The following is a 23119-nucleotide window of genomic DNA, read 5'->3' on the forward strand; positions in this document are numbered from 1 at the left end:
TGGCCCTCTGGCCGCCTCTCCGTATGTGCGGCCGGATCCGGCCTCAGCGGCCGCGGCTGCTCTTTGCCGGCCCCCGGCTGGACAAGCCGCGTGCGGGGGAGCGGCGGGATTCGGCGCTTGCCTTCGCCAGTGCGGCACGGCGAGCGGCTGCGGCGAAAGCCGCGGCCGATTTGGCCGTGGAGGGGCGCGCAGTGTTTTTCGGCGCGGCGGGCGCTGCAGCCTTTTCCTCGCGCCGTTCGCGCCAGACGACGAGAATGTTGCCGATGTGCTGGACCGGCGCCGCATCGAGGGCTTCGCACAATTCCTTCATCAACTCGTCGCGCTGCTCCCGTTCGGCGCCCTGGACTTTCACCTTGATGAGTTCGTGGGCCTGCAGCGAGCGCTCGATTTCGGCGACGACGGCAGGTGCGAGTCCGTTGCCGGCGATCGTGACGACGGGGTTGAGATGATGGGCTCGGGCGCGCAGGTCGCGGCGCTGAACCGGGGTGAGTTCGACCATTGGATGTCTCTGGATGCTTGAAGCTTCGGGCCCGCGATTCTACTCCTACTCTGATGAGGACGGCTTTTTGAGCGAGGTCTTTCCAAGCCGATGAAAAAGAACAAGACAAGCCGTGCCTGGGTGCACGACCACGTGAACGATCCCTACGTCCAGCGCGCCCAGGCCGACGGCTATCGCGCGCGTGCGGCCTACAAGCTGCTGGAGGTCGATGAGCGCGACCATCTGCTGAAACCGGGCGCGGTGGTGGTCGACCTCGGCTCGACGCCCGGCTCGTGGTGCCAGGTCGCGGTCAAGCGCTGCGGGCCGAAGGGGCGGGTGTTCGCGCTCGACATCCTGCCGATGGAGGTGGTGCCCGGGGTGGATTTCCTGCATGGCGATTTCACCGAAGACGCGGTGCTGGAGGCACTCGAAGCCCGGCTCGACGGGGCGAAAGTCGATGTCGTGCTGTCGGACATGGCGCCGAACCTGAGCGGTGTGGCGGCGGTCGATCAGGCGCGTTCGATCCACCTGTGCGAACTGGCGCTCGATTTCGCCGTGCGCCACCTGAAGCCGGGCGGGCAATTCCTCGTCAAGGTCTTTCAGGGCGAAGGCTTCATGGCCTATCGCAAGCAGGTGGAAGCCGCATTCTCGTCGGTCCAGGTGCGCAAGCCGAAGGCCTCGCGCGACCGCAGCGCCGAGGTCTATCTGCTGGGCAAGGGACTGCGTGCTTGAGCATGTTCGTGATTGAGCCGGGTAATCGTTGCCATTGGTTTGCCCGGGGGAACGTTCGGCACTAGAATCGGTCAGTCGCGTACATGGCCGCAATGGCTTTTGAGGAACGGAACGTTGAACAATTTATTCAAAAACCTCGCGATCTGGATGGTCATAGGCGTCGTACTGATGACTGTGTTCAACCAGTTCAATACCCGCCAGGCCATGCCGAATACGATGGAGTATTCCCAGTTTCTGGAAGAGGCGAAGGCGGGGCGCATCACCAAGGCGACGATCGACGGCCGCATGGTGAAGGCGACCACCCAGGAAGGGCGGATGATCACCGTCTATACGCCTGGCGTGCAGGACATCTGGATGGTGTCCGATCTGATGAAGTACGGTGTCCAGATCAACGCATCCAAGCCGGAAGAGGAGCAGTCCTTCCTCGCCAGCGTGTTCGTCTCGTGGTTCCCGATGCTGCTGCTGATCGGCGTGTGGATATTCTTCATGCGCCAGATGCAGGGCGGCGGCAAGGGCGGCGCGTTCTCGTTCGGCAAGAGCAAGGCGCGCATGCTCGACGAATCGGCCAACAACATCACCTTTGCCGACGTTGCCGGTTGTGACGAGGCCAAGGAAGAGGTTGCCGAACTGGTCGAGTTTCTGCGCGATCCGTCCAAGTTCCAGAAGCTCGGCGGCCGCATTCCCAAGGGCGTGCTGATGGTCGGCTCGCCGGGTACCGGCAAGACCCTGCTCGCCAAGGCGATCGCGGGCGAGGCCAAGGTGCCGTTCTTCTCGATCTCGGGTTCGGATTTCGTCGAGATGTTCGTCGGCGTCGGTGCCGCGCGCGTGCGCGACATGTTCGAGCAGGCCAAGAAGCAGGCGCCCTGCATCATCTTCATCGACGAAATCGACGCGGTCGGTCGCCAGCGTGGTGCCGGCCTGGGTGGCGGCAACGACGAGCGCGAGCAGACGCTGAACCAGCTGCTGGTCGAAATGGACGGCTTCGAAGGCCAGACCGGCGTGATCGTGATCGCCGCGACCAACCGCCCCGACGTGCTCGACCCGGCGCTGCTGCGCCCTGGCCGCTTCGACCGCCAGGTCGTCGTGGCGCTGCCCGACATCCGCGGCCGCGAGCAGATCCTGAAAGTCCATATGCGCAAGGTGCCGATCGCACCCGACGTCGATGCGCAGGTGCTGGCACGCGGCACGCCGGGTTTTGCCGGCGCCGATCTGGCCAACCTGGTCAATGAGGCGGCCTTGTTCGCGGCACGCGCCAACAAGCGCCTGGTGGACATGGACGACTTCGAGCGTGCCAAGGACAAGATCATGATGGGCGCCGAGCGCCGCTCGGTGGTCATGCCCGAAGAGGAGCGCCGCAACACCGCCTACCACGAATCCGGCCATGCGGTGGTGGCGCGTCTGCTCGACAAGACCGATCCGGTGCACAAGGTCACGATCATCCCGCGCGGCCGTGCGCTGGGCGTGACGATGCAACTGCCGACCGAGGATCGCTACAGCCAGGATCGCGAGCGCCTGCTGCAGACGATTGCCGTGCTTTTCGGCGGCCGGATCGCCGAAGAAATCTTCATGAAGCAGATGACGACCGGCGCGTCCAACGACTTTGCCCGGGCGACCGATCTGGCTCGCCGCATGGTCACGCAATGGGGCATGTCCGATACCCTGGGGCCGATGGTGTATGGCGAGGAGGAGGGCGAAATCTTCCTTGGCCGCCAGGTGACGACGCATCGCAATGTGTCCGAGGCCACGATGCAGAAGGTCGATGCCGAGATTCGCCGCATCATCGATCAGCAGTACACGCTGGCGCGCCGTCTGCTCGAGGAGAACAGCGACAAGGTCGAGGCGATGACCAAGGCGCTGCTGGAATGGGAAACCATCGATGCCGAGCAGGTGAACGACATCATGGCGGGCCGTCCGCCGCGCCCGCCCAAGCCGCTGGCGCCGCCGCCAAGCCGCCCGACCGACGATGCGCCGGGTGCGGCACCGACGGCGCCGGCGCCGGCGGCCTGATGGCCTCAGCCTGATCCTCGAAACCCGACGGGCCGGATTTCCGGCCCGTTTTCTTTGGTGAGCAAGCATGTCGATCATTCAGTGCGGGCGTTTCCGCCTCGACCTTTCCCGACCGCGGGTGATGGCGATCATCAACCTGACGGACGACTCCTTCAGTGGCGATGGACTTCAGGGGGATGTGTCCGCAGCCCTGAGATCCGCGGAGCAGGCGCTCGGACAGGGCGCCGACATGCTGGACATCGGCGCGGAGTCGTCGCGCCCGGGGGCGGAGCCCGTGCCGGAGGAGCAGGAGTTGGAGCGCGTGCTGCGTTTCATCGAGCAGGCCCGTGGCTGGAACGTCCCGCTGTCCGTCGACACGATGAAACCGGCGGTGATGCGGGCTGCGCTCGCAGCAGGCGCCGACATGATCAACGACATCAACGCGTTTCGCGCACCCGGGGCGATCGAGGCCGTCGCCGGCAGCCGGGCGGGCCTGTGCGTCATGCACATGCAGGGCGAGCCGCGCACGATGCAGCACGATCCCCGCTATGACGACGTGGTCGAGGAGGTCCGGCGCTTCCTCGGCCAGCGTGTGCAGGCGCTGCAGGCGGCCGGCGTCGCGAGCGAGCGGATCGTGCTCGATCCGGGCTTCGGTTTCGGCAAGCGGGTCGAACACAACTATGCCTTGCTGCGCGAGCTGGAGTGTTTTCGGGCGGATGGCTTTGCGGTGCTGGCCGGCCTGTCGCGCAAATCGATGCTGGGCGCGGTGACGGGCCGCGGCGTCGCCGAGCGGATGCCGGCGAGTGTCGCCGCTGCCCTGATTGCCGTGCAGCGCGGGGCGGACATCGTGCGTGTCCACGATGTGGGGCCGACCTGCGATGCAATCAGGATCTGGCAGGCAGTGCGTGGCATGTCCTGAGCGATCGCCTGCGTCCGGTGTCATAATCCGTGCTTTGTGAATCAGCCGGAGTGATGATGGGGCGCAAGTATTTCGGTACCGATGGCGTGCGGGGCAAGGTCGGCGAGACGCCGATCACGCCCGAGTTCGTGATGAAGCTGGGCTATGCGGCCGGCGTGACGCTGGTCGCGCGCGAGAGACTGCCCGCCGGCGAGCGCCCGGCCGTCCTCATCGGCAAGGACACGCGGATTTCCGGCTACATGCTCGAAGCAGCGCTCGAAGCAGGCTTTGCCGCGGCAGGCGTCGACGTCATGCTGGCGGGGCCGATTCCGACGCCGGCCGTCGCCTACCTGACCCGGGCCCTGCGGCTGCAGGCCGGCGTGGTGATCTCGGCTTCGCACAACCCGTTCTACGACAACGGAATCAAGTTCTTCTCCGCCGGCGGAACCAAGCTGCCCGACGCGCTCGAAGCCGAAATCGAAGCCCATCTCGACGAGCCGATGGGCTCGGTGGATTCCGCCCGCCTGGGCAGGGCACGCCGGATCGGTGATGCTGCCGGGCGCTACATCGAGTTCTGCAAGAGCACCTTCCCGAACGAGCTGGATCTGCGCGGCATGCGGATCGCGATCGACTGCGCCCATGGCGCGGCCTATCAGATTGCGCCGAAAGTGTTCCATGAGCTCGGCGCCGAGATCCTGCCGGTCGGGGTCGAGCCGAACGGGTTGAACATCAACGACGGCGTCGGCGCGACCCGGCCCGAGCATCTGTGCCAGGCAGTGCTGGCACAAAAGGCGGACCTGGGGATTGCGCTCGACGGCGACGCCGACCGCCTGATCATGGTGGATCATCGCGGCGAGATCTACGACGGCGACAAGCTGCTGTACGTGGTCGCTGCAGCCCGGCACGCCGAAGGCAGGCTCGACGGCGTGGTCGGCACCTTGATGAGCAATCTGGGCTTCGAGCATGCGATCGGCCGGCTCGGTGCGCCGTTCGCCCGTGCCAAGGTGGGTGATCGCTACGTGCTCGAGATGCTGCACGAACGCGGCTGGAAGCTGGGTGGCGAGAATTCGGGCCACATCATCTGCCTCGATCGCCACAGCACCGGCGACGGCATCGTGTCGGCGCTGCAGGTGCTGGCGGCGCTCAAGCAGCGGGGGACGAGCCTCGCCGATGCTTGTGCCGATCTCGTCTTCTACCCGCAGAAACTCATCAACGTGCGGCTGCCCGCCGGCTTCGACTGGCGTGCCGATAGCGGCATCGCTGCAGCGCAGACCAGGGCGGAAGCGACCCTGGGCGACAGCGGCCGCGTGCTGCTGCGCCCGTCCGGCACCGAGCCGCTGCTGCGGGTGATGGTCGAAGGACGTGATGGCGAACTCGTCGAACGTCTGGCGCGCGAAATCGCCGACGTGGTGCAGCACGCGATCGCCTGATCGCGGAGCGGTGCGGGGCATGCCGCACCGCCGCCTTGTGCTGCCATGGCCGGACGGATTTTTCCGTCCGATGACATGAAACGCGGCTGTAACAATGCGTTGTTACCTTAGGGGCCTGGCTTTCAACCCGAGGTAACGATGATGCGTTTCTCCACCAAGTTTGCCCTTGCCGCTTCTTCCGCCATCCTGCTCGCCTTCAATGCGCAGGCGGCCGACATCACCGGGGCGGGCGCGTCCTTTCCCGCGCCGATCTACGCCAAGTGGGCCGACGCCTACCAGAAGGCTTCGGGCAACCGTGTGAATTATCAATCGATCGGCTCCGGTGGCGGCATTCGCCAGATCACCGCGAAGACGGTCGATTTCGGTGCCTCCGACATGCCGTTGACGCCGGAGAAGCTGGCCGAGGGCGGGCTGCAGCAGTTTCCCACGGTGATCGGCGCGGTCGTGCCGGTGGTGAACCTGCAGGGCATCAAGCCGGGCGACATGAAGCTGACCGGCGAAGTCCTGGCCCAGATCTACCAGGGCAAGATCAACAAGTGGAACGACCCGGCGCTGGTTGCGCTGAATCCGGGCCTGAACCTGCCGGATCAGGATATCGGCGTGGTGCGCCGTGCCGACGGCTCCGGCACGACCTTCGTGTTCACCAACTATCTGTCGAAGGTTTCCGCCGAGTGGAAGGACGCGATCGGCGAGGGTACTGCGGTGCAGTGGCCGGTGGGCCTGGGCGGCAAGGGCAACGAAGGCGTGTCGGCCTTCGTGCAGCGCCTGCCGGGCTCGATCGGCTATGTCGAGTACGCCTATGCGAAGCAGAACAAGCTGGCGCATGCCATCCTGCAGAACAAGGACGGCCAGTTCGTCGAGCCGAGCAACGAAAGCTTCGCTGCCGCAGCCGAAGGCGCTGACTGGTCCAAATCGGCCTTCTACGAGATCCTGACCAACCAGCCTGGCCCCAAGTCCTGGCCGATCACCAGCGCGACCTTCATCCTGATGCACAAGGTGCAGGACAAGCCGTCGCAGGCGGCCGAAGCGCTGAAATTCTTCGATTGGGCCTATGCCAACGGCGGCGACATGGCGCTCGAGCTCGAGTACATTCCGATGCCGAAGGCCACCGTCGACCTGATTCGCGCCTCCTGGGGCGAGATGAAGGACGCTGCCGGCGCACCGATCCCTTACGCCAAGTAAGCGGGACTTCACCCCATGGCCCAACGTAGCCAACAGCCGGAGGCCCATGGGGCCTTTGGTGCTTCCGTCACTGCGGGAGGCGGCTCCCAGGCCGCCGCCCTTCCGGATGTTTCAATGCGAACGACCGAGTTCAAGTCTTCGGCGTCGAGAAGAGTCGGCGACAAGGTGTTCAGCGCCATGGCGAAATCCTTCGCCTGGCTGACGCTGATCCTGCTGGCGGGCATCGTCGTCGCGCTCATCTATGCATCCTGGCCGAGCATCCAGACCTTCGGCATCGGCTTCCTGTTCTCCGATGCCTGGAATCCGCCGATGGAGGATTTCGGTGCGCTGATTCCGATCTACGGCACGCTGGTCACCTCGGCGATCGCCTTGCTGATCGCAGTGCCGGTCAGCTTCGGCATCGCGCTGTTCCTGACCGAGCTTTCGCCTGCCTGGCTGCGCCGGCCGCTCGGTACCGCGATCGAGCTGCTCGCGGCCATTCCCAGCATCGTCTATGGCATGTGGGGCCTGCTGATCTTTGCCCCCATCTTCGCGCAGTACGTTCAGCCCGGCCTGCAGTCGTCGATCGGACAGGTGCCGATCATCGGCAAGCTCTTTGCCGGTGCGCCGCTGGGCATCGGCCTGCTCTGTGCAGGCATCATCCTGGCGATCATGATCATCCCCTACATCGCTTCGGTCATGCGCGACGTGTTCGAGGTGACGCCGCCGATGCTGAAGGAGTCGGCCTACGGCGTCGGCTGCACGACCTGGGAAGTGATGTGGGGCGTGGTGCTGCCCTACACCAAGACCGGCGTGATCGGCGGCGTGATGCTGGGTCTCGGCCGTGCGCTGGGCGAGACGATGGCGGTGACCTTCGTCATCGGCAACACCAACTTCCTCAATTCCGCATCGCTGTTCGAGCCCGGCAACAGCATCACCTCGGCGCTGGCGAACGAGTTCGCCGAAGCCGATCCGGGCCTGCATACCGCTGCGCTGATGGAACTCGGCCTGATCCTGTTTGCGATCACGCTGGTCGTGCTGATCGTTTCCAAACTGCTGCTGATGCGACTCGCCAAGGGCGAAGGCGCCAAGAGCTGAGCGAGTGACCGACATGAATCTGCTTGCAAGACGCAAACTCACCAACAAGGTCGCCCTGACCCTGTCCCTGTCGGCAATGGCCTTCGGCCTGTTCTGGCTGGCGTGGATATTGTGGACGGTGTTCGATCTGGGGCTGTCCGGCCTGTCGGTCGCCCTGTTCACCGAGATGACGCCGCCCCCGGGCGCGGACAGCGGCGGCTTGCTCAATGCCATCATGGGCAGCCTGATCCTGGTGACGCTGGCGACCCTGCTCGGAACGCCGATCGGCATCCTGACCGGCGTGTACCTGGCCGAGTATGGCCAGCACCACTGGCTGGGCAAGACCACCCGCTTCATCAACGACCTGCTGCTGTCGGCGCCGTCGATCGTGATCGGTCTGTTCGTCTATGCGGTGGTGGTGGCGCAGACGGGCAAGTTCTCGGCCTGGTCGGGGGTGATCGCGCTGGCGCTGATTGTGCTGCCGGTCGTCGTGCGCACGACCGAGAACATGCTGCAGCTGATCCCCAACACTTTGCGCGAAGCCGCTTTTGCATTGGGCGCGCCGAAGAGCGTGGTGATCTCCAAGGTCACGCTGCGGGCGGCCCGCGCCGGCGTGCTGACCGGCGTGCTGCTGGCGGTGGCGCGAATCGCGGGTGAAACGGCGCCGCTGCTCTTCACCGCGCTGTCCAACCAGTTCTGGTCGTTGAACCTCAACGAACCGATGGCCAACCTGCCGGTGACCATCTTCAAGTTCGCCATGAGTCCCTTCACCAACTGGCAGGATCTGGCCTGGGCGGGCGTCTTCCTGATCACCATGGGTGTCCTGGTAATCAACATCGTTGCCCGCGTCTTCCTGCGGGCCGAGAAGATCAACTGAGGATCAAGCAAGGATCCGTTGCCAGCAATCCGGGGCCGGCAGCCGGCCCGCGACTGGAGAAGAACATATGCAGATCAACGACGCACAAATCGAGTTCAAGGACTTCAACTTCTACTACGGCAAGTTTCATGCGCTGAAGAACATCAACTTCAAGATGGCGCGGCACAAATGCACCGCCTTCATCGGCCCGTCCGGTTGCGGCAAATCGACGCTGCTGCGCACGATCAACCGCATGTACGATCTCTATCCCGAACAGCGCGCCGACGGCCAGTTGCTGCTCGACGGCCGCAACCTGCTGGGTTCGGACATCGACGTCAGCGTGCTGCGGGCCAAGATCGGCATGGTCTTCCAGAAGCCGACGCCGTTTCCGATGTCGATCTACGACAACATCGCCTTCGGCGTGAAGCTGCATGAAAGGCTGTCGGCGAAGGACATGGACGATCGCGTGGAATGGGCGCTGCGCAAGGCGGCGCTGTGGGACGAGGTCAAGGACAAGCTCCACCAGAGCGGCATGAGCCTGTCGGGCGGGCAGCAGCAGCGCCTGTGCATCGCCCGCGGCATCGCGGTGAAGCCCGAAGTCATCCTGCTCGACGAACCGACTTCGGCGCTCGATCCGATCTCGACCGCACGCATCGAGGAACTGGTCGACGAACTGAAGGCCGAGTTCACCATCATCATCGTCACCCACAACATGCAGCAGGCGGCACGGATCTCGGACTACACCGCCTACATGTACCTTGGCGAGATGGTCGAGTTCGGCGTCACCGACGAATTGTTCGTGAAGCCGAAGAAGAAGGAAACCGAGGACTACATCACCGGCCGCTTCGGCTGAACGGACGAGGGCGGCCGGGCCGCCCTTTTTCAATGCCCGGCCGCCCCGAGGCAAAAGCGCCCCTCGGGGGGTGAGCAGGGTTTCGCGGAGCACTGCTCCGTGTCGGCGGAACGGGCCAGCGGTGTAAAGCTGGCCCTCCTGCGATCCGCGCAGCGGTGGGGCGTGGGGGCCTTTTTCTGCGCCCGGATGTGGCCGGCATATGCTGCCGGCCGCAGCCTATGCGGAATCGTTCCTGCGCAGCGCCGCGTTGAGCTGGTCGACGAGTTCGGCCCAATCGGCATCGTTCGCAAGCTGCTCTTGGAGAAATGCTGCCTGGCCCGTGGTCCAGAACGGCGCGTCGGGCAGCTTCACTTCGTCGGCAAGCGGCGCATGAGCGGCAATGAAGGCTTCGATCTCGGCGGTCGAGTCCGGCAGCCCGAGCTGGGCGAAAAGATCCTTCAAGACGTGCACTGGCTTTTCCATGGCGGTGCTCCTGCGGTGGCGAGTGGCTCTCGTTCGGCAGACCTGGCACGGTTTGGTTCGTGTCCGGCGCGGTCCGGCATTCGCTACGCCGCACGCCACCAGGCATCGGCGGGTGGGCGTGATTCCAAGCATAGCGTCGACACACGCGCCGGTGTGCCGCCACGGCGCGGGCGAAGTGTGCCGCAGGGCAGGCCATTCGCGCGGATTTGCCGGCTGGTCGCCTGGGTCCTATAATCCTGCGGTTTAGCTTTCTGCGTCAGAACGGCGGTACCATGATCAAGAAACTCGTCGCAGGCAACTGGAAGATGAACGGCAGCCTCGCTGCCAACGAAGCGCTGCTTGCGGCGCTTCAGCCGGTGCCTGGGGTCGATGTCGCGCTGTGTGTGCCCTATCCCTATCTTGCCCAGTTGCAGCGTCGTCCGTCGGGCTTCGAACTGGGGGCGCAGGACGTCAGCGAATTTGCCGCAGGCGCCTACACGGGCGAAGTCAGCGCGGCGATGCTCACGGACTTCGGTTGCCGTTACGTGATCGTGGGCCATTCCGAGCGGCGGGCGCTGTTCGGCGAGGATGATCTGACCGTCGCCCGCAAGGCCTCGTCGGCCTTGTCGGCGGGGCTGGTGCCGATCGTCTGTGTGGGCGAGACGCTGGACGAGCGCGAGGCAGGTGAAGTGACGGCCGTCATCACGCGCCAGCTTGCTGCGGTGGCCGATTTGCTCGGCCAGGAAGGGTTGAGCCGGCTGGTGCTGGCTTACGAGCCGGTCTGGGCGATCGGCAGCGGGCGTTCGGCCACGGCGGAACAGGCCGAAGAAGCCCATGCTGCGATGCGCGGCTGGCTGGCGGGGCAGGGCGTCGATGCGGGCGTCATCCGCATTCTGTATGGCGGTAGCGTGAAGCCGGACAATGCGGCAGAGCTTTTCGCGATGCCGAACGTGGATGGCGGGCTGATCGGCGGCGCGTCGCTGGTTGCCGATGATTTCATGGCCATCTGCCGGGCGGCAGGGGCCTGAGTTTTCAACGAAGTTCTTTTAGGGTTTGTGATGGGTGACTATCTTTTCTCTCTCGTGCTGACCGTCCATGTGCTGGTCGGCCTCGGCGTGATCGGCCTGGTTCTGATGCAGCATGGGAAGGGGGCCGACATGGGGGCCGCGTTCGGCAGTGGTTCGTCGGGCAGCCTGTTCGGTTCGTCCGGCTCGGCGAACTTCCTCAGCCGCACGACGGCAGTGCTGGCGACGGCCTTCTTCCTGACCAGTCTGGGGCTGAGCTACCTCGCCAACGACAAGCCGGCAGCGCCGTCGAGCATCATGGAAGGCGTGCAGGTGTCGCCGTCGCAGGATGCCGTCCCCGCGGTGCCGCCGGTGCCGGCCGACGACTCCGCCGCGCAGGCCATCCCCAAATAAATACGCATCCGGCTGTTTGCTCGCCGCGTAAAAAATCGTATAATCGCTTGGCTTTGAAACAAAGCGCCGACGTGGTGAAATTGGTAGACACGCTATCTTGAGGGGGTAGTGGCGAAAGCCGTATGAGTTCGAGTCTCATCGTCGGCACCATGATTACGGAGAGCGCCCGCTATTGCGGGCGTTCCCATGCAGAGCAGCCAAAACAATAATGACAGCGCTCCTGCTGTCGAATTTGCTAGGGGGTTTTGAGCATGCTGGAAAATTACTTTCCTGTTCTGATGTTCATGCTCGTGGGACTGGGTTTCGGTGTTGCCCCTGTGCTTCTCGGGCGGATCGTTGCTCCCTATCGTCCCGACAGTGAAAAGCTCTCCCCGTACGAATGCGGCTTCGAGGCGTTCGAGGACGCCCGCATGAAGTTCGACGTTCGCTACTATCTGATCGCCATTCTCTTCATTCTGTTCGATCTGGAAATCGCCTTCCTGTTTCCGTGGGCGACGGTTTTCCAGGAGTTCATCGCTGCGGGCGAGCACGCCTGGTTCGTGTTCGGTTCGGTGATGGTCTTTCTTGCGATTCTGGTTATCGGATACATCGTCGAGTGGAAGAACGGTGCGCTCGACTGGGAGTAAGGCATGAGCATTGAGGGTGTCTTCCGCGAAGGTTTCGTCACGACTTCGCTCGACGCGGTCATCAACTGGACGCGCACCGGCTCGCTGTGGCCGATGACTTTCGGTCTGGCCTGCTGTGCGGTCGAGATGATTCATGCCGGCTGTGCCCGGTATGACCTGGACCGTTTCGGCGTGGTATTCCGGCCCAGTCCCCGCCAGTCCGATCTTATGATCGTGGCCGGTACCTTGTGCAACAAGATGGCGCCGGCGCTGCGCAAGGTGTACGACCAGATGGCCGAGCCGCGCTGGGTCATTTCGATGGGGTCCTGTGCCAATGGCGGCGGGTACTACCACTATTCCTATTCGGTCGTGCGTGGCTGCGACCGCATCGTGCCGGTCGATGTCTATGTGCCGGGCTGTCCGCCCACGGCCGAGGCCTTGCTCTACGGCATTCTCCAGCTTCAGAACAAGATCAAGCGCACGAACACGATCGCGCGTTGACAGGTGCCCCAGACATGAGTGCCAAGCTTGAACGCCTGAGCCAGAAGCTGCGCGACGTATTCGGTGAAACGCTGCAGTCCCTGGTTGTCGACTGTGGGGAAGTGACGATCGAAGTCGCTGCCGCCGATTATCCGAACGTCGCCCGAACGCTCCGCGACCACGAAGACCTGCATTTCGAGCAACTGATCGACATCTCGGGTCTCGACTATTCCACCTACGGCAATGCGCGCTGGGAGGGCAAGCGCTTCGCTTCGGCCGCGCATCTGACCTCCGTTCGCCACAACTGGCGCCTGCGTCTGCGGGTGTTTGCCGACGACGATGCCTTTCCGGTGCTGGACTCCGTCGTGGATGTCTGGCCGAGCGCCAACTGGTTCGAGCGCGAGTCCTTCGACCTGTACGGCATCATGTATGCCGGCCACCCCGATCTGCGTCGCATCCTGACCGACTACGGCTTCGTCGGACATCCGTTCCGCAAGGACTTCCCGATTTCGGGTTACGTCGAAATGCGCTACGACCCGGAGCAGGGCAGGGTCGTCTATCAGCCGGTCACCATCGAGCCGCGCGAGAACACGCCGCGCATCGTGCGCGAAGAGAACTACGGGGACGTCGGCCATGGCTGAAATCCGCAACTACACGATCAACTTCGGTCCGCAGCACCCGTCGGCCCACGGCGTGCTGCGCCTGGTGCTCGAACTCGACGGCGAAGTCGTCGAGCGCGCCGATCCGCACATCGGCCTGCTGCACCGCGGTACCGAGAAGCTTGCCGAAACGCGCACCTGGGTCCAGTCGGTGCCGTACATGGACCGCCTCGACTACGTGTCGATGATGTGCAACGAGCACGCCTACTGTATGGCCATCGAACGCCTGCTCGGCGTCGAGGTGCCGGAGCGGGCGCAGTACATCCGCGTGATGTTCGACGAGATCACGCGCATCCTGAACCACCTGCTCAACATCGGCACCCATGCGCTCGACATCGGCGCGATGACGATGGTGCTCTACACCTTCCGTGAACGCGAAGACTTGATGGACGTCTATGAGGCGGTCTCGGGCGCGCGGATGCATGCGGCGTACTACCGGCCCGGCGGCGTCTATCGCGACCTGCCCGACCGGATGCCGAAGTACGAGGTCAACAAGTTCCGCAACGAGAAGACGGTGCGCGAGCTCAACGCCGCGCGCGATGGCTCGATGCTCGATTTCATCGAGGATTTCACCAACCGCTTCCCGGCTTATTGCGACGAGTACGAAACTCTGCTGACCGACAACCGGATCTGGAAGCAGCGTACCGTGGGCATCGGCGTGGTCTCGCCGGAGCAGGCGCTCGCCTGGGGTTTCACCGGTCCGATGCTGCGCGGTTCCGGCATCGCATGGGATCTGCGCAAGAAGCAGCCCTATGAAGTCTATGACCGCATGGATTTCGACGTGCCCATCGGCAAGAACGGCGACTGCTACGATCGCTATCTGTGCCGCATGGAGGAAATGCGCCAGTCGAATCGCATCGTCAAGCAGTGCGTGGACTGGCTGCGCAAGAATCCCGGTCCGGTCATCACGGACAACCACAAGGTGGCGCCGCCTTCGCGCGAGGACATGAAGTCCAACATGGAAGAGCTGATCCACCACTTCAAGCTTTTCACCGAGGGCATTCATGTGCCCAAGGGCGAGGTCTATGCCGCGGTCGAGCACCCGAAGGGCGAGTTCGGCGTGTATGCGGTCTCGGACGGCGCGAACAAGCCGTACCGCCTCAAGCTGCGGGCGCCGGGCTTCGCGCACCTCGCCGCGATGGACGACATCGCCCGCGGGCACATGATCGCGGACGTCGTCGCCATCATCGGTACGATGGATGTCGTGTTCGGCGAGATCGACCGCTGAGGTCGGACCGCTTCCCGCGCCATGGGCGTGACATCGGCTAACAAGAGTCGGCAGGCTATCCGGAAGATCAAAACGAAATGCTGAGCCAGGAATCCTTGCAACAGATCGATCGAGAGATCGCCAAGTATCCACCAGACCAGAAGCAGTCTGCCGTGATGGCAGCGCTGCGCATCGCGCAGGTCGAGAAAGGGTGGCTGCCGAAGGAACTCATCGAGTTCGTCGCCCGCTATCTCGAGATGCCGCCGATCGCGGCCTACGAGGTGGCCAGCTTCTACAACATGTACGATCTCGAGCCGGTGGGGCGCCACAAGATCACCGTGTGCACGAACCTGCCCTGTGCCTTGTCCGGCGGTGTCCATGCCGCCGAGTACGTCAAGCAGAAGCTGGGAATCGATTTCAACGAGACCACGCCCGACGGCAAGTTTACGCTGAAGGAAGGCGAGTGCATGGGTGCCTGTGGCGATGCGCCTGTACTGCTGGTGAACAACCACCAGATGTGCAGCTGGATGACCACGGAAAAGATCGACCAGATGCTGGCGGACCTGGACAAGAAATGAGCACGCAAGGAATGATCCTCGCCGGTTGTGACGGCGACCGCACCTGGCGGCTCCAGGATTACGTCGCGCGCGGTGGATACTCCGCGCTGAAGAAGATCCTCGCCGAGAAGACGCCGCAGGATGCGATCATCGCCGAGCTGAAGACCTCGGTGCTGCGTGGTCGCGGCGGCGCGGGCTTCCCCACCGGTCTCAAGTGGAGCTTCATGCCCCGCGCCTTCCCGGGCGACAAGTACCTTGCCTGCAACTCGGACGAAGGCGAGCCCGGGACGTTCAAGGATCGCGACATCCTGCGCTACAACCCGCACAGCGTCATCGAAGGCATGATCATCGCGGCCTATGCGATGGGTGCCGCCCGCGGCTACAACTACATCCACGGCGAGATCTTCGAAGTGTATTCGCGCTTCGAAGAGGCGCTGGCCGAAGCGCGCACCGCCGGCCTGCTCGGCCAGAACATCCTCGGTTCCGGCTTCTCCTTCGAGCTGTTCGCCCATCATGGTTATGGCGCCTACATCTGCGGCGAGGAAACCGCACTGCTCGAGTCGATCGAAGGCAAGAAAGGCCAGCCGCGATTCAAGCCGCCGTTCCCGGCGAGCTACGGCCTCTACGGCAAGCCGACCACGATCAACAACACCGAGACCTTCGCTTCGGTGCCCTTCATCATGAACATGGGCGGCGAAGCTTTCCTGAACCTCGGCAAGCCCAACAACGGCGGCATGAAGCTGTTCTCGATCTCGGGTCACGTCAATCGTCCCGGCAACTACGAGATCCCGCTCGGCACGCCGTTCTCCGAGCTGCTGGAGATGGCCGGCGGCATGCGCGGCGGCCGCAAGCTGAAGGCGGTGATTCCGGGCGGTTCGTCGTCGCCGGTGGTGCCCGGCAACATCATGATGGACTGCACCATGGACTACGACTCGATCTCCAAGGCGGGGTCGATGCTGGGTTCGGGCGCGGTCATCGTCATGGACGAGACCACCTGCATGGTGAAGGCGCTCGAACGCTTGTCGTATTTCTACTTCGAGGAATCCTGCGGGCAATGCACGCCGTGCCGCGAGGGCACCGGCTGGCTGTACCGCGTGGTGCATCGGATCGAAAACGGCCTCGGCCGCGCCGACGACCTCGAACTGTTGAACTCGGTCACCACCAACATCATGGGCCGCACGATCTGCGCCCTGGGTGACGCCGCTTCCATGCCGGTGCAAAGTTTCATCAAGCACTTCGGCGCCGAGTTCGAGTACCACATCGAAAACAAGAAATGCCTCGTGCCGCCTGAAGTGCAGTACGCTGGCAGTCAAATCTACGTGAGCCCGTCATGCTAGAGATCGAAATCGACGGCAAGCAGGTCCAGGTCGACGACGGCAGCACCGTGATGGATGCTGCCGCCGCTGCCGGCGCCTACATTCCGCACTTCTGCTATCACAAGAAACTGTCGATCGCGGCCAACTGCCGGATGTGTCTCGTCCAGGTGGAGAAGGCACCCAAGCCGCTACCCGCCTGTGCCACGCCGGTGACCAACGGCATGAAGGTGTGGACGCACTCGGAACTCGCCGTGAAGGCCCAGAAGGGCGTCATGGAGTTCCTGCTGATCAACCACCCGCTCGACTGCCCGATCTGCGACCAGGGCGGTGAATGCCAGCTGCAGGATCTGGCGGTCGGCTATGGTTCGTCGGCTTCGCGCTACCAGGAAGAGAAGCGCGTCGTCTTCAACAAGAACCTCGGCTCGCTGGTGTCGACCGACATGACGCGCTGCATCAACTGCACGCGCTGTGTCCGCTTCACCGCCGAGATCGCCGGCGAGATGGAACTCGGCCAGGCCTTCCGCGGCGAGCACGCCGAGATCATGCCCTTCATCGAGAAGACCATCGACTCGGAGCTGTCGGGCAACATCATCGACCTCTGCCCGGTGGGCGCGCTGACCTCGAAGCCCTTCCGCTTCGCCGCGCGCACCTGGGAGCTGTCGCGGCGCAAGTCGGTGAGTCCGCACGATTCGCTCGGCTCGAACCTGATCGTCCAGACCAAGCACGACGTGGTCAAGCGCGTGCTGCCGCTCGAGAACGAAGAAATCAACGAGTGCTGGCTGTCCGACAAGGATCGTTTCTCCTACGAGGCGCTCAACAGCGACGAACGCCTGACCGTGCCGATGATCAAGCAGGGCGGCGAGTGGAAGCGGGTCGATTGGCAGGCGGCGCTCGAATTCGTCGCCAACGGGCTGCGCGGCATCGCCAAGGACCACGGCCCGGCCTCGATCGGCGCGCTGGGTTCGCCGCACGCCACCGTCGAAGAACTGTATCTGCTGCAGAAGCTGATGCGGGGCCTGGGTTCGGACAACGTCGATTTCCGCCTGCGCCAGTCGGACTTCCGTGCCGACGGCAAGTGCGGCGGTGCACCCTGGCTGGGCATGCCGATCGCCGGCGTCAAGGAGCTGGACCGCCTGCTGGTGGTCGGCAGCTTCCTGCGCAAGGACGCGCCGCTGCTGGCGCAGCGCGTTCGCCAGGCGGCGAAGAAGGGCCTGCAGGTGAGCGCGCTCGGCCCGAACGCCGAAGAGTGGCTGCTGCCGGTCAGGAATCGTGCCCTGGTCGCACCGTCGGCCATGGTGTCGGCGCTGGCGCAGGTTGTCGCGGCGCTGGCCGAAGAGAAGGGCGCCGAGGTGTCGGTGGCGCTGCGCGGCAAACTGCCGGAGCAGGTTTCGGACGAAGCGCGCTCGATCGCGAAGAGCTTGGCCTCGGGCCGCAAGCCTGCGGTCTGGCTCGGCAACCTGGCCGTGCAGCATGCCCGCGCCAGCGAACTGCAGATGCTCGCCCAGGAAATCGCTCATCTCACCGGTGGCGTCTTCGGCTTCATCGGCGAGGCGGCCAACAGCGTCGGCGGTCATCTGGCCGGCGCCGTTCCGGCGAACGGCGGCCTCGACGCCGCGGCCATGATCGAGCAGGCGCGCAAGGCCTATGTCGTGCTCGGCGCCGAACCTGCCTTCGATTTCGCCAATCCTTCGGCGGCCACTGCCGCGCTGGGTTCCGCCCAACTGGTCGTCGCCCTGAGCGCCTTCGATTCCGAGTCGCTGCGTGGCGTCGCCGACGTGATGCTGCCGGTCGCGCCCTTCACCGAGACTTCCGGCACCTACGTGAATTGCGAAGGTCGGGCGCAGAGCTTCAACGCCGTCTCCCGCCCGCAAGGCGAGACGCGGCCGGCCTGGAAGGTGCTGCGCGTGCTGGGCAACCTGCTGTCGCTCGATGGCTTTTCGCAGAACGATTCCGAAGCCGTGCGCGCAGAAGCGCTGGGTGAGGATGTGGCGTCGAAGCTCGGCAACAGCATCGAGGGCGTCATCGTCAACGCGGCCGAAGTCACGGGCGGCGCGCTGGAGCGCGTCACCGACGTGCCGATCCATTCCGCCGACCCGATCGTTCGTCGTGCCGAGGCCTTGCAGAAGACCCGCGATGCCAAGGCGCCGACGGCGCGCATCGCGCCCGCGACGCTCGCCGCGCTGGGTATTGCTGACGGCGACCGCGTCCGCGTGAAGCAGGGTTCAGCGTCCGCGGAACTGGTCGTGCAGGCCGATCCGGCGCTTGCCACAGCCTGCGTGAGGATTGCGGCGGCGCACATATCGACCGCGACGCTCGGCGCGATGAGCGGTGAATTGAGCTTGGAGCGTGCCTGATGGAATCGATGCTGCAACCCGTCGCCGACTTCTTCGGCCCTGCCTGGCCCGCAGTGTGGACGCTGGCCAAGATCGTCGCGATCATCGCGCCCCTGATGATCTGTGTGGCCTACCTGACCCTGGCCGAGCGCAAGGTCATCGGCTACATGCAGGTTCGCATCGGCCCCAACCGCGTCGGTCCGAAAGGCCTGCTGCAGCCGATCGCCGATGGCGTCAAGCTGCTGCTGAAGGAAATCATCGTTCCGAGCAGTTCCAACAAGGGGCTGTTCATCCTCGGTCCGATCCTCGCCATCGCGCCGTCGCTGGCGGCCTGGGCGGTGGTGCCCTTCGATGACGGACTTGTGCTGGCCAACGTCAATGCCGGCCTGCTGTTCCTGCTCGCGATCACCTCGCTGGAAGTCTATGGCGTGATCGTCGCCGGCTGGGCATCGAACTCCAAGTATCCCTTCCTGGGCTCGATGCGCGCCGCCGCGCAGATGGTGTCCTACGAAGTGTCGATGGGCTTCGCGCTGATCTGCGTGCTGCTGATCTCGGCCAGCCTGAACCTGAGCGACATCGTCACCTCGCAGGGGACCGGCATGTTCGCCGACATGGGCCTGGGCTTCCTGTCGTGGAACTGGCTGCCGCTGCTGCCGATGTTCGTCGTCTATCTGATCTCGGGCATCGCCGAGACCAACCGCGCGCCTTTCGACGTCGTCGAAGGCGAGGCCGAGGTGGTGGCGGGCCACATGGTCGAGTATTCGGGCATGGCCTTCGCGCTGTTCTTCCTCGCCGAGTACGCCAACATGATCCTGGTCTCGATCCTGACCTCGGTCCTGTTCCTGGGCGGCTGGCTGTCGCCGGTGGGTTTCCTGCCGGATGGCTTCCACTGGCTGGCGATCAAGACCGCCGCGATTCTGTTCATCTTCCTGTGGGCACGTGCGACTTTCCCTCGCTTCCGCTACGACCAGATCATGCGCCTGGGCTGGAAAGTGTTCATCCCTGTGACCCTCGTGTGGGTGTTTGTGGTGGCGGTGTGGATGATGTCGCCGCTGTCGATCTGGAGTTGAGAAGACCATGGGTGCCAAGGATTACATCGGCAGTCTGTTCCTGAAGGAATTGGTCAAGGGCATGGCCCTGACCGGACGGCATTTCTTCCAGCGCAAGATCACCGTCCAGTTCCCCGAGGAAAAGACGCCTCAGAGCAACCGCTTCCGCGGCCTGCATGCCCTGCGCCGCTATCCGAACGGCGAGGAGCGCTGCATCGCGTGCAAGCTGTGCGAAGCGATCTGCCCGGCAATGGCGATCACGATCGAATCCGAGCAGCGTGAGGACGGCTCGCGCCGTACCAGCCGCTACGACATCGATCTGACGAAGTGCATCTTCTGCGGTTTCTGCGAGGAAGCCTGTCCCGTCGATGCCATCGTCGAGACGCGCGTGTTCGAGTACCACGGCGAACAGCGGGGCGATCTCTACTACACCAAGCAGATGCTGCTTGCCGTGGGGGACCGCCACGAAGCGCAGATCGCGGCCGACCGCGAGCAGGACGCCAAATACCGCTAACGGACGGCGCCTTGCGCGCCATGAGTCAAGAACATGGAATTCAAGACCTTCGTCTTCTACTTTCTCGCCGTGATCATGGTGTTCGCGGCGCTGAGGGTAATCACCGCCCGGAACCCGGTGCATGCCGCGCTGTTCCTGGTGCTGACCTTCTTCAACGCGGGCGGTATCTGGCTGTTGCTGCAGGCGGAATTTCTCGCCATCACGCTGGTGATGGTCTACGTCGGCGCGGTGATGGTGCTGTTCCTGTTCGTCGTGATGATGCTGGACATCAATCTCGACCGTATCCGCGAAGGCTTCTGGAGCTATCTGCCCGTCGGTGCGCTGGTTGGCATCCTGATGCTGGTCGAGATGGCGATGGTGCTCGGCGGCTCCTACTTCGGGCTCGAGGCGATGCCCGCGCCGCCGCCGGCGGGTGAGAGCTTCAGCAACACCCGCGAACTCGGCCGCGTGCTCTATACCGACTACGTCTATCCGTTCGAACTGGCTTCGCTGGTGCTGCTGGTGGCGATGGTCGCGGCGGTCACGCTGACCCTGCGCAAGCGCAAGGGCATCAAGAGCATCCCGGCCTCCGAGCAGGTGGCGGTCAAGCGCGAGGGCCGCGTCGAGCTGGTCAAGATGCAGGCCGAAAAAGAAGACTGAAACAGCACGCGAAAATAGAAACGCACCGGTGACGCACCGGTGCGATCAGGGAGTCACCACAGATGCTTTCGCTTTCCCACTACCTCATCCTGGGCGCGATCTTGTTCGCGATCAGCGTTGTCGGGATCTTCCTGAACCGGAAGAACCTGATCGTGCTGCTGATGGCCATCGAACTGATGCTGCTTGCGGTGAACATGAACTTCATCGCCTTCTCGCACTATCTGGGCGACATCGCCGGCCAGGTTTTCGTTTTCTTCATCCTCACGGTCGCCGCGGCGGAGTCCGCGATCGGCCTCGCGATCCTGATCGTCATGTTCCGCAACATGCGCACGATCCACGTGGATGATCTGGACAGCCTCAAGGGTTAAGGAAGCGTCACGATGACGGACATGCAGACTCTCTATCTCCTCGTGCCGCTGGCGCCGCTCGCCGGCGCGATTCTGGCCGGACTGTTCGGCAAGGCGATCGGACGCACCGGCGCGCACGTCGTCACCATCCTCGGCGTGGCGATCGCACTGGCCGCCTCGGTGTACATCTACCAGGACGTGCAGGCGGGCAACACCTTCAACGGCACGATCTACACCTGGATGGTGGCGGGCGGCCTCACCTTCGAAGTCGGCTTCCTGATCGACTCGCTGACGGTGATGATGATGCTGGTGGTGACCTTCGTGTCGCTGATGGTGCACATCTACACCATCGGCTACATGGCGGAAGACCCCGGCTACCAGCGCTTCTTCAGCTACATCTCGCTGTTCACCTTCTCGATGCTGATGCTGGTGATGTCCAACAACTTCATGCAGCTGTTCTTCGGCTGGGAAGCGGTGGGCCTCGTCTCGTATCTGCTGATCGGCTTCTGGTACGACCGCCCGACCGCGATCTACGCCAACCTGAAGGCCTTCCTGGTCAACCGTGTCGGCGACTTCGGCTTCCTGCTCGGCATCGGCCTGATCGCGGCTTACACCGGCTCGCTGAACTACGCCGAAGTGTTCGCCCAGGCCGACAGCCTCGCTTCCCAGGAAATGGCCGTCACCGGCTGGCCGCTGATCACCGCGATCTGCATCTGTCTGTTCATCGGTGCGATGGGCAAGTCCGCCCAGGTGCCGCTGCACGTCTGGCTGCCCGACTCGATGGAAGGCCCGACCCCGATCTCGGCGCTGATCCACGCCGCGACCATGGTGACCGCCGGCATCTTCATGGTGGCGCGCATGTCGCCGCTGTTCGAGCTGTCCGACACGGCGCTGTCCTTCGTGCTGGTGATCGGCGCCACGACCGCGCTGTTCATGGGCTTCCTCGGCATCGTGCAGAACGACATCAAGCGCGTGGTCGCCTACTCGACGCTGTCCCAGCTCGGCTACATGACGGTGGCGCTCGGCGTGTCGGCCTACTCGGCAGCCGTCTTCCACCTGATGACGCACGCCTTCTTCAAGGCCCTGCTGTTCCTCGGTGCCGGCTCGGTGATCATCGGCATGCACCACGACCAGGACATGCGCAACATGGGCGGCCTGTGGAAGTACATGCCGATCACCTGGTTCACCTCGCTGCTGGGCTCGCTGGCGCTGATCGGCTTCCCGCTGTTCTCGGGCTTCTTCTCCAAGGACTCGATCATCGAGGCGGTGCATGCCTCGACCATCCCGGGTGCCGGCTACGCGCTGTTCTGCGTCATGCTGGGCGTGTTCGTGACCGCGTTCTACTCCTTCCGCATGTACTTCCTGGTCTTCCACGGCAAGGAACGCTTCGGCAACGCGCACGGCCATCATGACCACCATGGCGACCACGACGACGAGGAGCCGAGCGCCGACCACCACCATGGCCTCGCCCCCGGCCAGAAGCCGCACGAGTCGCCGTGGGTCGTCACGCTGCCGCTGGTGCTGCTGGCCATCCCCTCGGTGCTGATCGGCTTCTTCACCATCGAACCGATGCTGTTCGGTGACTGGTTCAAGGACGTCATCTTCGTCGGCGACAACCACGTCGGCCTGAAGGAGCTCGAAGCGAACTTCCACGGCCCGCTGGCGATGGCGATCCACGGCCTGCAGACCGCGCCGTTCTGGCTGGCGATGGGCGGGGTCGTGGTGGCCTGGTTCTTCTACATGGTGAGGCCGGACATCCCGGCCGCGATCCAGCGCATCTTCAAGCCGATCTACTGCCTGCTGGAGAACAAGTATTTCTTCGACCGCTTCAACGAGATCTTCTTCGCCGGTGGCGCGCGCGCGCTCGGCAAGGGCTTGTGGAAGGCGGGCGACCAGGCCCTGATCGATGGCGTCGCGGTGAATGGCACGGCCAGGCTGGTGGGCTGGGTGGCGCAGATGTCGCGCCTGTTCCAGACCGGCCACCTGTACCAGTACGCCTTCGTGATGATCATCGGCGTGTTCATCCTGCTTACCTTCTGGTTCAACCGCGGGTAAGCGGGGCAGGGCAAACAGGAACGTACTC

The 23119-nt window shown here is 64.0% G+C and carries 24 protein-coding genes and 1 tRNA gene; 23 read left to right on the forward strand and 2 right to left on the reverse strand.

Annotated elements, in window-relative coordinates:
• Positions 1–43: 43 nt before the first annotated feature.
• Positions 44–499, reverse strand: a complete 456-nt coding sequence (gene yhbY / locus ACNQFN_RS08040; protein ID WP_418648487.1) for a ribosome assembly RNA-binding protein YhbY — start codon at positions 497–499, stop codon at positions 44–46.
• Between the two features lie 90 nt (positions 500–589).
• Here yhbY and ACNQFN_RS08045 point away from each other — a divergent pair, with 90 nt between their 5' ends.
• The 8 genes from ACNQFN_RS08045 (at position 590) to pstB (ending at position 9471) form a co-directional block, all read left to right on the forward strand.
• A complete protein-coding gene (locus tag ACNQFN_RS08045; RefSeq protein WP_418648488.1) occupies positions 590–1210 on the forward strand; it encodes an RlmE family RNA methyltransferase in 621 nt (206 codons plus the stop codon).
• Between the two features lie 114 nt (positions 1211–1324).
• Complete coding sequence (gene ftsH, locus ACNQFN_RS08050) at positions 1325–3217, forward strand: ATP-dependent zinc metalloprotease FtsH (protein WP_418648489.1); 1893 nt, start codon at positions 1325–1327, stop codon at positions 3215–3217.
• Between the two features lie 67 nt (positions 3218–3284).
• Positions 3285–4115, forward strand: coding sequence for a dihydropteroate synthase (folP, locus tag ACNQFN_RS08055; RefSeq protein WP_418648490.1), 831 nt, complete (start codon positions 3285–3287; stop codon positions 4113–4115).
• Positions 4116–4171: 56 nt separating this feature from the next.
• Positions 4172–5524: a phosphoglucosamine mutase gene (gene glmM, locus ACNQFN_RS08060; RefSeq protein WP_418648898.1), complete on the forward strand. Its 1353-nt coding sequence runs from the start codon at positions 4172–4174 to the stop codon at positions 5522–5524.
• A gap of 141 nt (positions 5525–5665) precedes the next feature.
• Positions 5666–6706: a phosphate ABC transporter substrate-binding protein PstS gene (gene pstS, locus ACNQFN_RS08065; RefSeq protein ID WP_418648899.1), complete on the forward strand. Its 1041-nt coding sequence runs from the start codon at positions 5666–5668 to the stop codon at positions 6704–6706.
• Between the two features lie 114 nt (positions 6707–6820).
• Positions 6821–7783, forward strand: coding sequence for a phosphate ABC transporter permease PstC (gene pstC / locus ACNQFN_RS08070; RefSeq protein ID WP_418648491.1), 963 nt, complete (start codon positions 6821–6823; stop codon positions 7781–7783).
• A 13-nt stretch (positions 7784–7796) separates the two neighbouring features.
• The gene (gene pstA, locus ACNQFN_RS08075) at positions 7797–8639 is read left to right on the forward strand and encodes a phosphate ABC transporter permease PstA (RefSeq protein WP_418648492.1); all 843 of its coding nucleotides are present in this window, start codon (positions 7797–7799) and stop codon (positions 8637–8639) included.
• Positions 8640–8706: 67 nt separating this feature from the next.
• Positions 8707–9471, forward strand: coding sequence for a phosphate ABC transporter ATP-binding protein PstB (gene pstB, locus ACNQFN_RS08080; protein ID WP_418648493.1), 765 nt, complete (start codon positions 8707–8709; stop codon positions 9469–9471).
• Between the two features lie 216 nt (positions 9472–9687).
• Here pstB and ACNQFN_RS08085 read toward each other — a convergent pair whose 3' ends face one another.
• On the reverse strand, positions 9688–9933 hold the full coding sequence (locus tag ACNQFN_RS08085) for a DUF2789 domain-containing protein (protein WP_068634798.1): 246 nt from the start codon (positions 9931–9933) through the stop codon (positions 9688–9690).
• A gap of 272 nt (positions 9934–10205) precedes the next feature.
• On the opposite strand from ACNQFN_RS08085, the gene tpiA reads away from it, so the two are divergent.
• The 15 genes from tpiA (at position 10206) to nuoL (ending at position 23091) form a co-directional block, all read left to right on the forward strand.
• The gene (gene tpiA / locus ACNQFN_RS08090; RefSeq protein ID WP_418648494.1) at positions 10206–10940 is read left to right on the forward strand and encodes a triose-phosphate isomerase; all 735 of its coding nucleotides are present in this window, start codon (positions 10206–10208) and stop codon (positions 10938–10940) included.
• A 30-nt stretch (positions 10941–10970) separates the two neighbouring features.
• The gene (gene secG / locus ACNQFN_RS08095) at positions 10971–11330 is read left to right on the forward strand and encodes a preprotein translocase subunit SecG (RefSeq protein ID WP_068634796.1); all 360 of its coding nucleotides are present in this window, start codon (positions 10971–10973) and stop codon (positions 11328–11330) included.
• Between the two features lie 65 nt (positions 11331–11395).
• Positions 11396–11480 (forward strand) — tRNA-Leu (locus tag ACNQFN_RS08100).
• Between the two features lie 101 nt (positions 11481–11581).
• Positions 11582–11956 (forward strand): NADH-quinone oxidoreductase subunit A, encoded by a 375-nt coding sequence (ndhC, locus tag ACNQFN_RS08105; RefSeq protein ID WP_068634795.1) that lies wholly within the window; start codon positions 11582–11584, stop codon positions 11954–11956.
• 3 nt (positions 11957–11959) lie between these two features.
• A complete protein-coding gene (locus ACNQFN_RS08110; RefSeq protein WP_068634794.1) occupies positions 11960–12436 on the forward strand; it encodes a NuoB/complex I 20 kDa subunit family protein in 477 nt (158 codons plus the stop codon).
• 14 nt (positions 12437–12450) lie between these two features.
• Positions 12451–13056, forward strand: a complete 606-nt coding sequence (locus ACNQFN_RS08115) for an NADH-quinone oxidoreductase subunit C (protein WP_418648495.1) — start codon at positions 12451–12453, stop codon at positions 13054–13056.
• Positions 13049–14302: an NADH-quinone oxidoreductase subunit D gene (locus tag ACNQFN_RS08120; protein WP_418648496.1), complete on the forward strand. Its 1254-nt coding sequence runs from the start codon at positions 13049–13051 to the stop codon at positions 14300–14302. Before ACNQFN_RS08115 ends, ACNQFN_RS08120 begins: the two co-directional genes overlap by 8 nt.
• 77 nt (positions 14303–14379) lie before the next feature.
• Positions 14380–14859, forward strand: a complete 480-nt coding sequence (gene nuoE / locus ACNQFN_RS08125; RefSeq protein ID WP_004333791.1) for an NADH-quinone oxidoreductase subunit NuoE — start codon at positions 14380–14382, stop codon at positions 14857–14859.
• An 11-nt stretch (positions 14860–14870) separates the two neighbouring features.
• Positions 14871–16175 carry an NADH-quinone oxidoreductase subunit NuoF gene (gene nuoF, locus ACNQFN_RS08130; protein ID WP_418648900.1) on the forward strand — a complete coding sequence of 435 codons (1305 nt, stop codon included), beginning with the start codon at positions 14871–14873 and terminating at the stop codon, positions 16173–16175.
• On the forward strand, positions 16169–18508 hold the full coding sequence (gene nuoG / locus ACNQFN_RS08135) for an NADH-quinone oxidoreductase subunit NuoG (protein ID WP_418648497.1): 2340 nt from the start codon (positions 16169–16171) through the stop codon (positions 18506–18508). Before nuoF ends, nuoG begins: the two co-directional genes overlap by 7 nt.
• Positions 18508–19557, forward strand: coding sequence for an NADH-quinone oxidoreductase subunit NuoH (nuoH, locus tag ACNQFN_RS08140; RefSeq protein WP_418648498.1), 1050 nt, complete (start codon positions 18508–18510; stop codon positions 19555–19557). The genes nuoG and nuoH overlap by 1 nt, the downstream gene beginning before the upstream one ends.
• A 7-nt stretch (positions 19558–19564) precedes the next feature.
• On the forward strand, positions 19565–20050 hold the full coding sequence (gene nuoI / locus ACNQFN_RS08145; protein WP_068634788.1) for an NADH-quinone oxidoreductase subunit NuoI: 486 nt from the start codon (positions 19565–19567) through the stop codon (positions 20048–20050).
• Between the two features lie 33 nt (positions 20051–20083).
• Complete coding sequence (locus ACNQFN_RS08150) at positions 20084–20689, forward strand: NADH-quinone oxidoreductase subunit J (RefSeq protein WP_068634787.1); 606 nt, start codon at positions 20084–20086, stop codon at positions 20687–20689.
• Between the two features lie 62 nt (positions 20690–20751).
• Positions 20752–21057: an NADH-quinone oxidoreductase subunit NuoK gene (gene nuoK / locus ACNQFN_RS08155; protein WP_004333802.1), complete on the forward strand. Its 306-nt coding sequence runs from the start codon at positions 20752–20754 to the stop codon at positions 21055–21057.
• Positions 21058–21069: 12 nt separating this feature from the next.
• Positions 21070–23091, forward strand: coding sequence for an NADH-quinone oxidoreductase subunit L (gene nuoL, locus ACNQFN_RS08160; RefSeq protein ID WP_068634786.1), 2022 nt, complete (start codon positions 21070–21072; stop codon positions 23089–23091).
• Positions 23092–23119 lie beyond the last annotated feature (28 nt).

This window comes from Thauera butanivorans (genome assembly GCF_048398245.1).
Classification (GTDB): domain Bacteria; phylum Pseudomonadota; class Gammaproteobacteria; order Burkholderiales; family Rhodocyclaceae; genus Thauera; species Thauera butanivorans.